Annotated in this window: 12 protein-coding genes; 11 read left to right on the top strand and 1 reads right to left on the bottom strand. The window is 63.9% G+C overall.

The window, feature by feature from the left end; genetic code table 11:
- Positions 1 to 5 precede the first annotated feature (5 nt).
- The 6 genes from ACRHIG_RS00170 to ACRHIG_RS00145 all read left to right on the top strand — a co-directional run bounded on the left by ACRHIG_RS00170 (position 6) and on the right by ACRHIG_RS00145 (position 5,963).
- Positions 6 to 230: a helix-turn-helix domain-containing protein gene (locus ACRHIG_RS00170; RefSeq protein WP_086147172.1), complete on the top strand. Its 225-nt coding sequence runs from the start codon at positions 6 to 8 to the stop codon at positions 228 to 230.
- A gap of 130 nt (positions 231 to 360) precedes the next feature.
- Positions 361 to 1,290 (top strand): family 2A encapsulin nanocompartment shell protein, encoded by a 930-nt coding sequence (locus tag ACRHIG_RS00165; RefSeq protein ID WP_070221598.1) that lies wholly within the window; start codon positions 361 to 363, stop codon positions 1,288 to 1,290.
- Positions 1,291 to 1,371: 81 nt separating this feature from the next.
- On the top strand, positions 1,372 to 3,054 hold the full coding sequence (locus ACRHIG_RS00160; protein WP_489629035.1) for a family 2A encapsulin nanocompartment cargo protein cysteine desulfurase: 1,683 nt from the start codon (positions 1,372 to 1,374) through the stop codon (positions 3,052 to 3,054).
- 171 nt (positions 3,055 to 3,225) lie between these two features.
- Complete coding sequence (locus ACRHIG_RS00155) at positions 3,226 to 3,945, top strand: sensor histidine kinase (RefSeq protein ID WP_489629034.1); 720 nt, start codon at positions 3,226 to 3,228, stop codon at positions 3,943 to 3,945.
- 11 nt (positions 3,946 to 3,956) lie between these two features.
- The gene (locus tag ACRHIG_RS00150) at positions 3,957 to 5,777 is read left to right on the top strand and encodes a response regulator (protein ID WP_489629048.1); all 1,821 of its coding nucleotides are present in this window, start codon (positions 3,957 to 3,959) and stop codon (positions 5,775 to 5,777) included.
- Positions 5,778 to 5,780: 3 nt separating this feature from the next.
- Complete coding sequence (locus ACRHIG_RS00145; RefSeq protein WP_268992745.1) at positions 5,781 to 5,963, top strand: hypothetical protein; 183 nt, start codon at positions 5,781 to 5,783, stop codon at positions 5,961 to 5,963.
- 21 nt (positions 5,964 to 5,984) lie between these two features.
- Here ACRHIG_RS00145 and ACRHIG_RS00140 read toward each other — a convergent pair whose 3' ends face one another.
- Complete coding sequence (locus tag ACRHIG_RS00140; RefSeq protein WP_489629031.1) at positions 5,985 to 6,707, bottom strand: PhaM family polyhydroxyalkanoate granule multifunctional regulatory protein; 723 nt, start codon at positions 6,705 to 6,707, stop codon at positions 5,985 to 5,987.
- A gap of 149 nt (positions 6,708 to 6,856) precedes the next feature.
- Here ACRHIG_RS00140 and ACRHIG_RS00135 point away from each other — a divergent pair, with 149 nt between their 5' ends.
- From ACRHIG_RS00135 to ACRHIG_RS00115, 5 genes are all read left to right on the top strand, one after another.
- Positions 6,857 to 7,972, top strand: a complete 1,116-nt coding sequence (locus tag ACRHIG_RS00135) for a DUF3108 domain-containing protein (RefSeq protein WP_489629030.1) — start codon at positions 6,857 to 6,859, stop codon at positions 7,970 to 7,972.
- 110 nt (positions 7,973 to 8,082) lie between these two features.
- The gene (locus ACRHIG_RS00130) at positions 8,083 to 8,727 is read left to right on the top strand and encodes a DUF3108 domain-containing protein (RefSeq protein WP_489629029.1); all 645 of its coding nucleotides are present in this window, start codon (positions 8,083 to 8,085) and stop codon (positions 8,725 to 8,727) included.
- 205 nt (positions 8,728 to 8,932) lie between these two features.
- Positions 8,933 to 10,303 (top strand): hypothetical protein, encoded by a 1,371-nt coding sequence (locus ACRHIG_RS00125; RefSeq protein WP_139143209.1) that lies wholly within the window; start codon positions 8,933 to 8,935, stop codon positions 10,301 to 10,303.
- A complete protein-coding gene (locus tag ACRHIG_RS00120) occupies positions 10,296 to 11,030 on the top strand; it encodes a hypothetical protein (protein WP_034753458.1) in 735 nt (244 codons plus the stop codon). The genes ACRHIG_RS00125 and ACRHIG_RS00120 overlap by 8 nt, the downstream gene beginning before the upstream one ends.
- A gap of 8 nt (positions 11,031 to 11,038) precedes the next feature.
- Positions 11,039 to 13,870, top strand: a complete 2,832-nt coding sequence (locus ACRHIG_RS00115) for an ATP-binding protein (RefSeq protein WP_489629028.1) — start codon at positions 11,039 to 11,041, stop codon at positions 13,868 to 13,870.
- Position 13,871 lies beyond the last annotated feature (1 nt).

The following is a 13,871-nucleotide window of genomic DNA, read 5'->3' as shown; positions in this document are numbered from 1 at the left end:
ACAGCATGTTGATCAAACAGTTTGGACTGGCCGTGCGCCAGTTGCGCGAAGGGCATGGCTGGTCGCAGGAGCGGCTGGCCGAAGCGGCCGACTTGAACCGCTCATTCATCGGCGAAATCGAACGGGGCGCCGCCACGCCATCGCTGCTGACGGTGGAAAAACTGGCCATCGCGCTGGGCGTCGGCCTGGCGGGACTGATGGCGCGCTGCGAACCGGAACTGGTGGATTAAAGCGGGTGGATGAAGCGTGGATCAATCGCGTCACGATGATGGCGATAGCATGTTGAGAGAAGAGGGGAGACGTCCGATACTTTATTTGTTTTTCAGATAAGCATATTCACTTTTCTCATCAGGAGTAGTCATGACAGTAGCAACAGAGAGCCAGTTTGCGTTGGGCGACAACGCCGCGCGCCAGCTGGCCAATGCAAGCAAGAGCGTCCCCCAGTTATCCACGATCACGCCGCGCTGGCTGGTGCACCTGCTGCAATGGCTGCCCGTGGAAGCGGGCATCTACCGCCTCAACCGCGTGAAAAACCCGAAGGACGTGCGCGTGGCCTGCTCGCAGCGCGACGAGTCGGAACTGCCGCAAACCTTCGTCGATTACGACGACCAGCCGCGCGAGTATTTTCTCAATGCCGTCAGCACGGTGCTCGACGTGCACACGCGCGTCTCGGACCTGTACAGCAGCCCGCACGACCAGATCAAGGAGCAGCTGCGCCTGACCATCGAGACGATCAAGGAGCGCCAGGAAAGCGAATTGATCAACAATCCCGATTACGGCCTGCTGGCCAGCGTGCACGACGACCAGCGCATCTTTACGTTGACGGGCGCGCCCACGCCGGACGACCTCGACGAACTGCTGACGAAGGTATGGAAGGAGCCGGGCTTCTTCCTCGCCCACCCGCTGGCCATCGCCGCCTTTGGCCGCGAATGCACGCGCCGCGGCGTGCCGCCGCCCACCGTCAGCCTGTTCGGTTCGCAGTTCTTGACGTGGCGCGGCGTGCCGCTGGTGCCGTCCGACAAACTGCCGATCGAAGACGGCAAGACGAAAATCATCCTGCTGCGCGCGGGCGAACAGCGCCAAGGCGTGATCGGCCTGTTCCAGCCTGGTCTGGCGGGCGAACAAAGCCCGGGCCTGTCCGTGCGCTTCATGGGCATCAACCGCCACGCGATTTCGTCCTACCTGATTTCGCTGTATTGCTCGCTGGCCGTGCTGACCGACGATGCGCTGGCCGTACTGGAAGACGTGGAGATCGGTAAATACCATGACTACCCAGACACCTACAAGTGATGGCGCGGCGGGCTTGCCTGCCGTCCCATTTTACCCGACGAAGCGACCCTGAACCGCCTGGCCGGCGAATTCTTTGCCCGCTTGCCCGGGTTGGCCCCCGCGTTGGACAAGCCGCCCAGCCTTGGCGGTTCCGGCAGCGTGCTCGATGCGGCGCCCCGCTATGTGAACCGTCCGCCGCCGCAGCCCGGTCCTTCGTTCGCCGCCATCGCGCCCGGCGTGGCGACGGCGCAAGTGCCGCCCGTGACGGCGCCACTGGAAGCACCGATCGCGCCGGCGCCGGCATCGATTCCCACGCCGCGGCTGTCCGCCATCGGCGCGCCGTCGCCCTACTATTTTGTCGGCGGCGCGCATGGCTATCCCGCCTCGAACCATAATCTCGACGGCCTGGCGGGCCAGGGGCTGGGGCAGGCCGCGCCCGACGCGTTTGCGACGCCGCAGCGCGCACCCACGCGCCAGCTGCCCGTATCGCCATCTGACAGCCAGCCCGCGTTCTATTTCCAGACCGAGCTGCCTGCGCGGCCGCAAGGGCATGGCCAAACCCCCGCGCCATTCGACGTGCACGCCGTGCGGCGCGATTTTCCCGTGCTGGCCGAACGGGTCAACGGCAAGCCGCTGGCCTGGTTCGACAATGCGGCCACCACGCACAAGCCGCAGTCGGTGATCGACCGCGTGTCGTATTTCTATGCGCACGAGAATTCGAACATCCACCGTGCGGCCCACGCGCTGGCGGCGCGCGCCAGCGATGCGTACGAGGCCGCACGCGCCAAGGTGGCCAATTTTCTTGGCGCCGCCTCGGCCAATGAAATCATTTTCGTGCGCGGCGCCACCGAGGGCATCAATCTGATCGCCAACACGTTCGGGCGCAAGTACATCGGCAGCGGCGACGAGATCATCGTCTCGCAGCTCGAGCACCACGCCAACATCGTGCCGTGGCAGCAGCTGGCGGCGGAAAAGGGCGCGACCCTGCGCGTGATTCCCGTCGACGACAGCGGCCAGATCCTGCTCGACGAATTCCGCAAGCTGCTCAACGGGCGCACCAAGCTGGTGTCCGTGACGCAGGTGTCGAATGCGCTGGGGACGGTGACGCCCGTGGCGCAGATCATCGCGCTGGCGCATGCGGCCGGCGTGCGCGTGCTGGTCGACGGGGCGCAAGCCGTGTCGCATTTGCGCGTGGAGGTGCAGGCGCTCGGTGCGGACTTTTACGTGTTCTCGGGGCATAAGGTGTTCGGTCCGACGGGCATCGGCGCCGTGTATGGCAAGGCGGACTTGCTTGAGCAGCTGCCGCCGTGGCAGGGCGGCGGCAACATGATCGCGGACGTCACGTTCGAGCGCACCGTCTACCAGGGCGTGCCGAACCGTTTCGAGGCGGGCACGGGCAATATCGCCGATGCCGTCGGTCTGGGCGCGGCCATCGATTACGTCCAGCGCATCGGCCTGGAAAACATCGCCGCCTACGAGCACGCGCTGCTGGAATACGCCACGCACCACTTGCAAGCGATTCCTGGCGTGCGCCTGATCGGCACGGCGCTGGAGAAGGCCAGCGTGGCGTCGTTCGTGCTGGCCGGCTATGAGCCGGCGGAAGTGGGGCGCGCCCTGAACGACGAGGGCATCGCCGTGCGTTCGGGCCACCATTGCGCCCAGCCGATTTTGCGCCGCTTCGGCGTGGAAGCGACCGTGCGGCCGTCGTTCGCCTTCTACAACACGTATGAGGAAATCGACCGCATGATCGTCGTGGTGAAACGGCTGGCGGGCGCGCGCCGCTGATCTTGCCTGCTTGTCAAGCTGATGCCGCCCCGGCGCAAGCGGGGCGGCATTGTTGCGTCAGATCACGGACTTTGCGCGCGGCTGGCTGGCGTCCGCAGGCTGGCGGTATAATTTATCCTTGGCAATATTCAAGCCGCGGCGCCGTGCCGCCGGCGCCCAAGGAGATATCCGGTGGAAGATCAACACAGCTCGCCCGAGCTTTTCCTGTTCCTGGCGTCGACCGTGCACGATATGAAAAACTCGATCAGCGTGGTCAGCGGCACTTTGGAATCCCTGCTGGCGGCCGAGCAGGCGAAAGACGCGCCGCAAGCCGACCCCGCCTATCTGCAGATGGCGCAGATGCTGTACCAGACCAAGCGCCTCAACGATAACCTGATCCAGCTGCTGGCCCTGTACAAGGAGGTGGGCAAGCCCGGCTACCCGTTCGACGTGCAGCCGCAACTGGTGAGCCAGGTCATCGACCAGGTGGTGGACCAGGAAAAGATCCTGCTGGCCTCGAAAGGCATCCATCTGCAGACGGCGTGCCCGCCGGAGCTGATCTGGACCCTCGATGAAGACCTGGTCATCGGCGTGCTGGCGCATGCCATCAACAATGCCATCCGCTACACGCAGGATACGATCCGCCTGTCGGTGCGCGAGGTCGATGGCTTGCTGGAGCTGCGCGTGGAAGACAATGGCGACGGCTATACGCAGGCCTTGCTCGACGCGGGCAGCGCGGCCATGGATGGCATGGCGGCCGGCGTGAATTTTTCCACCAACAGCACGGGACTGGGGCTGTATTTTTCCAGCGAAGTGGCGAAGATGCACAAGTACCGGGGCAGCAGCGGCAGCATCGCCCTGGAAAACGGCGGTGCCCTGGGCGGCGGCTGTTTCATCCTGCGCCTGCCCTGAACGAGGACGCCATGACGACAGACAGCCACGCCACCGCCGCCGAAGCGGGCAGCACCGACTGGGCCGACAAACATTATCTGCTGGTCGACGACTTCATCGGCATCCGCATCCTGCTGCGCGAATCCTTGCGCAACCTGGGCGCGCGCCATATCGACCAGGCGGCCAGCGGCGGCGAAGCCATGAAGCTGCTGGCCAAGACGCGCTACGACGTGGTGCTGTGCGATTACAACTTGGGCGAAGGCAAGAATGGCCAGCAGGTGCTGGAAGAGACGCGCGTGCGCAACCTGACGGCGCCGTCGAGCGTGTGGCTGATGGTATCGGCCGAGAAAAGCGTGGAATCGGTGATGGGCGCGGCCGAGCACCAGCCCGACGCCTATTTGATCAAGCCGATCACGGAAGGCGTGCTGCTGACGCGGCTGAACCGCGTGTGGCACAAGAAGCAGGTGTTCCGCGAAATCGACCAGGCCTGCATGGAAAAGGATTATCTGCGCGCCGCCAGGCTGTGCGATGCGCAGATCGAAGTCAACAAGCTGCACGAGCTGGAATTGCTGCGCATGAAGGCGTCGTTGCTGCTGAAAAGCGGCGAGCCGGAAAAGGCCCGCGCCGTGTACGAAAGAGTGCTGGCCGAGCGCGATTACAGCTGGGCCAGGGCTGGCCTGGGCAAGATCCGCATGAACAACGGCGAACACGAGGCGGCGCGGCAGATCTTCCAGGGCGTGATCGTCGAAAACAAATATTACATCGACGCCTACGACCAGATGGCCGTCGCCTACCAGCTGATGGGCCAGCACGAGGAAGCGTGCGGCGTGCTGGAAAAGGCGGCGCGCCTGTCGCCCAATTCCGTGCCGCGCCAGCGCAACCTGGGGCTCGCTGCCTTAAAAATAGGCAATGTCAGCATGGCGGAAAAGGCCTTCCGCAAGTGTATTGCCATCGGCGAGTTCTCCGTCATGAAGACGCCGGACGCCTACCTGGGATTGGCGCGCGTGTGCGGCCTGAAGAAGGATGCCAAGGAAGCGCTGCAGTGGCTGCTGCTGGCGCAGCGCGAATTCTCGCCCGAGCAGATCGGCTTGCGCGCGAAGATCACGGAAGGCATGGTGCATCACGAAACGGGCGATTACCGGCGCGCGCGCAAGTGCGGCGACGAATTGGAAGCCATGCTGGCCGAGGACCCGGCGCGGCCCGAGAAAAGCATCTGCATGGAACTGGCGACCCTGCTGTTCGCCGTCGGCGTCAAGGATGCGCCGGCCGGCCTGCTGTGCTACGTGGTCAAGAACAACCACGACAACCAGGTGGTGCAGGACGAAGTGCAGAAAATCTTCGACAAGGCGAAGATGGGCGATGAGGGCACCAGCCTGATCATCGCCTCGCGCAAGGAAGCGTCGGACTTGATGAACAAGGGCGTGCTGCTGTGGAAGACGGACAAGCTCAACGAAGCCGTCGCCTGGATGCGCGCGGCGCGCGAAAAACTGCCGAACAACCTGCGCATCCTGTTCAATTCCGCGCAAATCATCGTGTCTTTCCTGGAACAGCGCGGCTATCAGGCGGACCTGGCGGCCGAAGCCATGGAAGTGTTGTTGTATGTAGACAAAATTGCACCAGGGCAGCAGCGCTTCGCGCAATTGATGGAGCAGCTGGTGCAGCTGACGCCGCCGCCGGGGCCGGAAGCGGCCGTCGAGGTGGCGGAAAAAACGCCGCCGGTAGCGGAAAAAGGGGAAAATCCGTGCGCGAGCGTGCCGGATGATAAACTAGGGGCCAGCGCGGTTTCGCCCGTGCTTGAGTTGCTCTACAACAATAAGGAAGAAACTATGCGTGATGTGGTCAATGAAGTATAAAAAATGAAAGTTGGCGCCGTTGCCTGGGTACGCCCGGTCGCCGCCAAGGGAGACACGCTGGAAACATTCCAGTCTTCGTACGAGCACGCCAAGGCGCTGGCCGACGAAGGCCTGATCACGATCGGTGACGTAAAACGCCAGGCCGACAATCAGATCGAGGCGATCCGCATTCATCGTATCGCCTGATCATGTCGTCTCTCCGGGACGTCAGGACTTGCCTGGCGCCTTGGACTTGGGTGCCGCGCGCTTTGCCGGCGCCTTGCGCAGCGGGGCTTTGGCCTTGGCTGCCGTACCTGCTTCTGCCGGCTTGGCGGATTTGCCGGCCGCCGGCTTGGCCGTCGCTCCAGCCGCGCCACCGCCAAAGCTGGCAGCCGCCGCGCTGGCGGCATCGGGCGACATGGCTGTCGACACGGCCTGCTTGAACTGATCTTGTAACAAATTCCACCAAGCGCTTGGATTGGCCAGCTGGGCTGCCGCCTGGCTGCCGGCATCGCCGGGCGCCGCCGCAGCCGGTTCCGGCGCGGGCACAGGTGCGGGAGCCGGTTTCGGTTCAGGTACAGGTGCGGCCTGTTGGAAAAACGCGGAAGCGTAGGGCACGGATTCAAACACGGTTTTCTCGCTGGCGCCGGGCTGGGTGATGGCCGCCGCCAGGGAAGCGCCCATCGATTTCAGGGTGGCGATGGTGCCGCGCTGCACTTCCAATGCCTGGATACTGCCGCGCAGCATGCTGGTATTGAGGTTCAGCCAGGCTTCGACGGCTTTCAGGTCGTTGATTTTCTTGTCCAGCTCTTCCACCGACATGGTGGGCGCCGTGATGCCGGGCACGCCCATGCCGGGCACGCTCATGCTGCCCCACAGGTTCTTGACGAAGTCGAGGGTGTCGGTCACAACTGCTGCGCCCGGCATTTGGGGCATTTGCGGGTTTGCCATGCGAAATCTCCTGGTAGGTGGATGTGCCTAGCGTAGCAGATATCAGCTTGCAACTGACGCAAAGCCGCCAACATTTTCTTACATAAAACAGCAGGAGTTGAGCACGGGCAAGAAGCGGGAAGCGGCGTGAAAGCGGTACACTACGGCCTATGATGTCTGACTCCTTCTTTTCGCCACCGCGCCGCCGCACCGTCATGTTTGTCGCGGTCATCGGCGCACTGCATTACGTGGCGCTGGAGTGGCTCACCTCGCGTGCCAGCATGGTGCCGCTGGGGCAGGATCATGCGCAGGTGGTCAGCATGGCACTGATCGCCGAGCCGCCCAGGCCCGTGCCGGTGACGCCGCCACCGCCGCCCAAGCTGCGGCCCTTGCCCGAGCCCCGCCTGCCGCCGCCACCGCCGCCGACGGAGCTGCCGTCGAGCGAGTCGGCGCAGTTGACGGCGCCCGCCAGCGACGCGCCGGAAGGCCCGGTGACGCCCGCGGCACCGGCGGCCAGCGCGCCAGCCATCACGGCGCCGATCCCGGCCGTGGCGGAAGTTCCCGCGCCGGCTCCCGCGCCGCCGCCGGTCGTCGAGCAGGCGCGGCGCTACAAGACGAATGCGCCAGCCTCGGCCCAGTTCGACCTGCACGTGGACCGGCGCGATGCGGACGGCACCAAGTGGCAGGGCGTGGCCGCCATGGCGTGGGACAACAAGGGCGATACCTACCAGTTGAAGCTGGAAGTGGGCCTGAGCATGCTGATCACGCGCATCAACCTGCTGGTGCTGACCAGCGAGGGCCTGATCGACGGCGGCGGCATCGTACCCGTCACGGCCACGGAAAAACGCAAGGGCCGCGCGCAAACGGCCACGCATTTCAACCGCGACGCCAAGGCCATCACGTTTTCGGCCACGACGGCGACGGCGCCGTGGCAGGACGGGGCGCAGGACAAGGCCACGGTGCCGTTCCAGCTGGCCGCCATCGGCCGCGCCGACGTCAACCAGCTGGCCGGCAATATCGACATCCTCGTCGGCGAGGAAAAGGAAGCGACCGTGTTCCGCTTCCAGCTGGTGGGCGAGGAAGAACTCGATACCAAGATGGGCCGTCTGGTGACCTGGCACTTGCGCCGGCCGCCCAAGCCGGGCACGTATTCGTCGCAGCTCGATATCTGGCTGGCGCCGTCCATGCAGTGGTATCCGGTACAAATACGCAATACCGAAGCGAACGGGGCGCTGACCACGCAAACCGTGACCCAAATTCGCGTCAATGACGCTACAGGAAAATAAATGACTACTTTGAAACGCATTTTGCTCGCCAGCCTGCTGGCCGCCACCCTCACGCCTGCCATGGCCGACGCCCCCTGGAGCATCCCGCCATCAAGCGCCCGTACAAGCTGGTGCCGTCGGCCGACCTCGTGTATTCGATCAAGGCCAAACAGCGCGGCATCGGGCTGTCCGGCGAATCGGTCAGCAACTGGCGCGTGGGCGACGGCAAGTATTCGCTGCTGGCCGAAACCAAGGCTGCCCTGTTCGGCAAGATCCTCGAGCAGCGCAGCGAAGGCACGGTCGACGATTTCGGCCTGGCGCCAGCCCAGTTCGTGGAAAAGCGCTTTCGCAAGGATGCCGTGACGACCACCTTCAAGCGCGACAGCAAGACCATCGTCTTTGGCGAAGGCGATGAAACCTATCCGCTGAAAGGCGGCGAACAGGACCGCAACAGTGCCGTCTGGCAACTGGCCAGCGTGGCGCGCGCCGCGCCCGAGAAATTCGTCGCCGGCTCGGAATGGGCGTTCTTTGTCGCCGGCGCGCACGATGCCGAGCCGTGGACCTTCAAGGTGGTCAAGGAAGAGACGGTCGCCACGGGCATGGGCGAGGTCGCCGCCATCCACCTGGTCAAGGCGCCGCCGCCGGACAAGAAGGGCCAGCAAGTGGACCTGTGGCTGGCGCCGTCGCTGGAATGGTATCCCGTGAAGGTGACATTCGCCGATGCGGACGGTGGCGATTACGTCGAGCAAACCTTGCAGAAGATCGTCAAGAAGTAAGCGCTTGCGCTTGGCTGTACTCGATTTTCTTACCCCAAAGCAAGTGCCGGGGTCAGACCCGGCGGGTCTGACCCCGGCTTGGCGCCTCTGGCCACAAGTCGAATTGCATGTCAGAACTGATATACTGACGCCCCCGCCCCGCAGCGCTGCGTTAGCCCGCCGCGCCGCCCGCTGAACACTCATCCGGAAAAGAATGATTGATATAATGGCAAGTGCAGCCGTGGCTACGGATGCAAATCAGACAGAGCAGGAGCATCACGATTCCTTGCAGGCGCATTTCCAGCCCAATATTTCGGCCGACGAGATCGAGCAAGTATTCCACTTGAAGCGGGCGCAGCCCTTGCTGCAAGTGTTTACGGCCCTGTTTCACGGCGGTTTCGATGGCGTGCTGGTGCGTCTGCTGGTGCTGCGCGAGCTGGCGTCCGATGCGGCCACGTCCGCCTATACGCGCGCCGATATCAACACCAAGCTGGCTTATTTATTGCCGGAAAGCCTGGAAACGGTCTTGCTGCGCCTGCGCTCGAACCAGTTGCTGGCCTGGGATGCGCAGCAGGGCGTGTACCGCGTCACGCCCATGGCGCGCAACGTGCTGTCGGCCATCGACAGCCTGCTGGGCCTGGGCCAGACGGAAGACGAGGCGGAAATGGGCTTCCTGCTGTCGCAGGTGGCGGGCGCGCAAGCCGTCGGCGGCGTGTCCGTTGAGCAACTTCAGCATCTGCTGGGGCGCCTGGTGGATTTGACGGAAGAATTTTCCGACGCCATCGCTTCCGGCTCCGAATTCCGGCTGCGCACGGCGCAGGCGAAGTGGAACATGGCTTGCGACTGGGTGGAAAAAGGCTCGGAAATCCTCGTGGCCATCACCTCCGATGAAAACGCGGACAGCGCCACGCACAAGGCGGCGCAAGCGATCGGCCGCGCGCAAAGTAAATTGCTCAACATGCAAGGCATGTTTTCGCGCGCCCTGAACCAGATCGAGCGCCAGCGCGTGCACCTGGGCCAGTCGGGCCTGTCGACCACGGACATCAAGCGCTGGCTCCTGCTGCACGACGACCTGGCCAGCCTGGCCGAAGGCGCCATCGACCAGCCCGTCGTCCCCTTGTTCTCCACGCCGGCCGAAATGATCGACGTGGCGGAAACGGAACTGCTGTCCGAACGGGCGGCAGGCGTCATCAACACGGGCCTGCCCAGCGGAGAGGACGCGCCCACCACCATCAGCGACGGTCCCGCCATGCAGCTTGAACTCGACGATTTGCTCGAACGCCTGTCGAACTTCGCCAGCCTGGGCAATTTCCCCAGCATCGGTGAAGAAGGGCCGAAATCGGTACCCGTGCAGGATTCGCTGCTGCCGGCCAGCTTTGCCGTGGCGTCCTACCGCGCCTCGATGCTGCCGCTGCTCGGCGACGTGTCCGAAGCGAGCTTGCAAGGCTCGACGGCCGAACTGGCCCGCTTGCCGATCACCTTTACACCGACCGACGAGATGGTCCAACTGTCCGACCCCCACGTGGCGGCCATGTCGATCGCCTCGCTTTCACTGAATGTTTCACTTGATTTAGATAGCGGCACAGCCGATGAATGACGATTCCCAAATCCTGATTGCGCGCCTGCTCACGCATCAAACCCTGCGCCGCGACGACAAGCTCGTCAAGCGCGTGCTGTCCGACGAGCTGTTCCGCGCCGAAATCGATGCGCGCCTGCTGGCCTGCGGCCTGAAGCTGCTCGACAACGTATATGCCGACCATGTGACGCTGGCCCTGACGCGCACCATCGAGCCGAAGATCTTCGGCGCGCGCGACGTGTGGCAAAACAATAATTTCGGTCTGGCGCGCGATGGCGTGGCCTTGCTGGTGGTGCTGTGGGCGCAGATCATCCTGCCCAAGCGCGAACGCCAGGAAACGCACCAGCACGCGGATGACGATCAAAATGATATGTTTGGCACGGAAAAACCGCTGCCGCGCGCGGAAGACGCGTCGATCGGCATTTCCTACAAGGCGCTGCTGTCGGACTTCGGCGACAAGCTGGGCAAGAAGACGCGCATGGACATGAACTTGGGCACCCTGGCCAAGCTGGGCTTCATCGAACGTCGCGGCGACTTCATCCTGGAAGGTCCGCTGCTGGACCTGATGATGGATACCGACGTGCTCAAGGAACGCATCATCAACGGCGCCCTTGCCGACGTGTTCAAGCGCGCGCCGGCGCGTCTGGTGGCCGTCGACCTGGACGCTGACTTGTCCGCCGACCTGTCCGCTGACATCGGCGACCTGCCTGACGCGGGCGACGAGCCCGCGTCCGACCTTCCTCACTGAAAGCGCCCATGTTTCATATCAAATCACTTGAACTGGTGCACTGGGATTACTGGCAGCGCATCAAGAATATTCCGCTCGACGCGAAGATCATCACCATCGCGGGCCAGAACGGCTCGGGCAAGACCACCTTGCTCGACGCCTTGCGCACCCTGTTCGGCCTCGACTGCTCGATGGGCCGCACGTATAAACACTATGCGCGCCATTCGGGCCAGCAGACGGCCTGGCTGCGCGCCGTGGTCGACAACAAGAACGTGGGCAAGCAGCTGTCGAACCGCCCGTTCCGCAGCTCGGGCTTCTTCAGCGACGATGAAGTGACCCTGTTTTGCCAGATCCAGAAGAATGGCGGCGACTGGAAGCGCCAGTATCTGATGCGTCCGGGCAATGTACAGATCGAGGACATCACGGACGCCAACGACTGGCTGGGCGTGGAAAATTACCGCAAGCGCCTGGCCAATGCGGGCCTGTCGCCGGCCATGTCGAAAGTGCTGGCGCTGGAGCAGGGCGAGACGGACAAACTGTGCGAATACGCGCCGCGCCAGCTGCTCGACCTGGTATTCCAGGTGTTTGGCGACAAGGAAGTGCTGGACGCCTACGACGAAGCCAAGCGCCACCAGCGCGACACGGAAGTGGAGCTGAAACGCTTCGAGACGGAACTCGAGGCGTCGAAGACCAATCTGGAAGGCTTGCGCCTGCGCGTGGCCAATTACCACCAGTGGGAAGGGCTGCATAAGGAACGCCGCAATCTGCTGGAAGAAGTGCTGCCCAGCCTGCAGTACCACGAGGCGCGCGAAAAGGCGGCCATCGCCAGCCGGCAATTGCGCGACGCGCGTAAACCAATGGCGCAGGCGGACCAGCAGCTGACGGATAAACGCAATGCGCTGGCCGCGCAGGCGAAAGCCCTGTCCGACGCGCAGATGAATGAAACTCTGCTGGAGCAGGAATCGATCGGCCTGCAGAGCCGTTTGTCCCTGATCAATGCCAAGCTGAAACCGCTGGACAGCCTGCTGGAACAGAAGGACCGATTGCACAAGCTGGCGGCCGATTCGGGCAGCGACATCGCCGAAGTGGCGGCCCAGCTGGAGCAGAAGGAAGCGCAATTGCTGCAGCAGCGCCAGCAGCGCGACGCCCTGTCGGCCCGCATCGCGGGCGAACAGGCAACGATTGCCGCGCTGCAAGGCAAGACGGCCATGCCGGAGCCGGACAATGTACGCGGCATGCGCCGTGCGCTGCGCGACGCGGGGATTTCGCACGCCATGCTGTCGGACATCGTCGAAGTGACGGACAGCCGCTGGCAGGGCGCCGTCGAAGGCGTACTGGGCGGTTATGCCTCGGTCGTCTTGCTGGACAAGGCCAAGGATGCGGCCGCTGCCTACCGCCTGGCCGAGAAGGAGCGCTACCGCCACTTCATCGTGCCCGACCTGGTCACGGCGCCGGTGGCGAAGGACGAGAGTTTGCTGGCGGTGGTGAAATTTTCCGCGCCCGTGCCCAGCTGGCTGATCGAGCAGCTGTCGCGCATTGCCCGCGTCGATTCCGTCGAAGCGGGCTTTAAACTGGGCAACCACGAGGAATGGATCACGCCCGAGGCGTACCACCGCGAACGCCGCGGCGGGCGCTCGCTGTTCGTGGAAGCATCGCGCTACCGCTTCGGCCAGGCCGGCCGCAGCGGCCGTCTGGAAGCGCTGCTGCGCTCGCTGCCGGGCCTGGAAGGCCAGGAAGATACCTTGACCCTGGCGATTTCGAAGCTGGCGGCCGAAGTGGGCGCCTTGAAGGCGCGCATCGCCGGCGTCGACGCGGCCAAGGAACTCAGTGCGCGCCAGGAAGAATTCGCCGAAGCGCTGCGCAATTCCAAGCCCTTGAAGGAAGAGCGCCTGGAAGTGGGCGGCCGCCTGGGCGAGCTGCAAAACCTGACCAAGAACGCCACTGTGGCGCGCACGCGTGCCGATACCGTGTGGCAAAACGCGCGCCTGGCCCTGTCCGAGGCGGAAGCGGGTGCGCGCCTTGGCTACAAGAAGCAGATTGAACAGCGCGCCGAGCATGCGCGCTCCTTGCTGGCCTTGCGCCATGCGTGGCGCCACCTGCCGAAAAGCTGGCGCCGTCCCGCCCGCCGCGCCGCGCTCGTGGCCGAGCACCAGAATGCGCACCAGGTCGACTTGCGCGTGGCCAGCCTGCAAAACAGCCTTGCGCGCGATGACTGGGAACTCGACGCCACCGTCATCGACCAGCACCACCGCCTGTCGGACCAGCTGCATGGCCGCCAGTCGGAAACGGACGAGCGCCGCTACCAGAACAACCGCGCCATCGAAGCGACGGGCAATGCACGCGGCGCCTACATGGAGCGCTTGCGCTACACCATCAAGACCTACAGCAAGAACATCAAGGAGCTGGGCGAGCTGGCCGGCATCGAAGTCCATGCCGACCCCGTGCGTCTGGAAAACGACGACGTGCAGCTGTCGCAGGCGGGCTTGCACGTGCGCTTCAAATTCGACGGCAAGGGCGTCATCGGCATGAACGATGGCGAAGCGTCGGGCGGCCAGCAGGTCATGAAGTCGCTGGTGCTGCTGATCGGCTTGCTGAAATCGGAAGACGGTTCCGGCGGCTTCGTCTTCATCGACGAACCGTTTGCCCATTTGGATATCCGCAATATTCAACTGGTCGGCGAATTCCTGAAAAACACGGAAGCGCAATATCTGATGACGACGCCGTTGACGCACAACACGGATGTCTACGATCCCTCGGAGCTCACTTTGATCACCAGCAAGAAAAAGAAGGATACGCAATGGGCGCAACCGATTTTCGTGCTGCAGCGGCGCATCGAACCCGTACCGGGCAAGGTGGCGTGAT

The sequence above is a fragment of the Janthinobacterium sp. C22 genome, assembly GCF_057919405.1.
This window is presented reverse-complemented; position numbering and strand designations above follow the sequence as displayed.